This is a genomic window from Falsiroseomonas sp. RANM36, from assembly GCF_056682175.1.
Map to the genome: position 1 here is coordinate 90202 of NZ_JBWXTD010000002.1, position 1402 is coordinate 91603.

The window sequence follows — 1402 nt, forward strand, 5'->3', positions numbered from 1 at the left end:
AGCCGGGCCATGTGGCCCGGACCCCGGCCCCGGACGGGCCGGCCGCAGAATAGGAGGCCCGCCAAGTGGGCAATGTGACCCAGTCTCCCCTCGGCCAGGCGGCCCACGACCTGTCCCTCTGGGGCCTGTTCCTGCAGGCCGACTGGGTGGTGAAGGGCGTGATGATCGCCCTGCTGCTCGCCTCGATCTGGGTCTGGGCCATCGTGTTCGAGAAGGTGACGACGCTGCGGCGGATCCGCCGCGCCGCCGACGGCTTCGAGGACCGCTTCTGGTCGGGCGGCAGCCTCGAAGAGCTCTATGTGCGGGAGGGCGAGCAGCCGAGCCATCCCATGGCGGCGGTGTTCGGCGCCGCGATGGGCGAATGGCGCCGCTCCACCGGCCGCGGCTTCGGCTCGGAGCTTGCCGTGACCGGCACCAAGGAACGCGTGGAGCGGGCGATGGCCGTCGCCATCTCGCGCGAGATGGACCGGCTGGAGCGGTGGATGATCTTCCTCGCCACCGTCGGCTCGGCGGCGCCCTTCATCGGGCTGTTCGGCACGGTCTGGGGCATCATGAACTCCTTCAGCGCCATCGCCGGCATGCAGAACACCTCGCTCGCCGTCGTGGCGCCCGGCATCGCGGAGGCGCTCTTCGCCACCGCCATCGGCCTGATCGCGGCGATCCCGGCGACCATCGCCTACAACAAGTTCGCCTCCGATTTCGGACGCTTCGCGGGACGGCTGGAAGCCTTCGCGGCGGAGTTCTCGGCGATCCTGACGCGGCAATCCGAGGCTGCCGCGGAGCCTGCGCAGCCGGCCCGCCCGGCGCCCGCGCCGGCGGCGGAATAGCGCCATGGCCGGCGGGCTGATGGGCGGCAATGGCGGCGGGCGCGGCCGGCGCTACCGCCCGATGAGCGAGATCAACGTCACGCCCTTCGTGGACGTGATGCTGGTGCTGCTCATCATCTTCATGGTGGCCGCGCCGCTGATGACCGTCGGCGTGCCGGTGGACCTGCCGCGCACCGCCGCGACCCCGCTGAACCAGGAGCAGGAGCCGCTGACCATCACGGTGGACAGCGAGGGCCGCATCTTCCTGCAGGAGACCGAGGTGCCGATCGAGAACCTGGTGCCGCAGCTCCAGGCGATCCTGGCCAATCAGCCGCAGGGCCAGCCGGAGCGGCGCATCTTCGTGCGCGGCGACCGCGCCATCTCCTATGGCCGCGTGATGGAGGTGATGGGCACGGTCAGCGCCGCCGGCTTCCAGCGCGTCGCGCTGCTGGCCGAGCAGCCGCAGGCCGCCGGCCGCCCCGCGCCGCCGGCCCCGCAGCCGAGGCGCTGAACCGGGCGCGATGAGCGGCGCGGCGACCTTCCCGCTGGCGATGGACCCGGACGACCGGCGGCTGAACCGCTGGCTCGGCGTGTCG

General features: G+C 72.3%; 2 protein-coding genes. Both read left to right on the forward strand.

The genetic code is table 11. The features are described 5' to 3' along the window. Positions 1-65: 65 nt before the first annotated feature. A complete protein-coding gene (gene tolQ, locus AC1MIR_RS01305; RefSeq protein WP_480026384.1) occupies positions 66-827 on the forward strand; it encodes a protein TolQ in 762 nt (253 codons plus the stop codon). A gap of 4 nt (positions 828-831) precedes the next feature. Further along, the gene (tolR, locus tag AC1MIR_RS01310; protein WP_480026385.1) at positions 832-1317 is read left to right on the forward strand and encodes a protein TolR; all 486 of its coding nucleotides are present in this window, start codon (positions 832-834) and stop codon (positions 1315-1317) included. Positions 1318-1402: the final 85 nt, after the last annotated feature.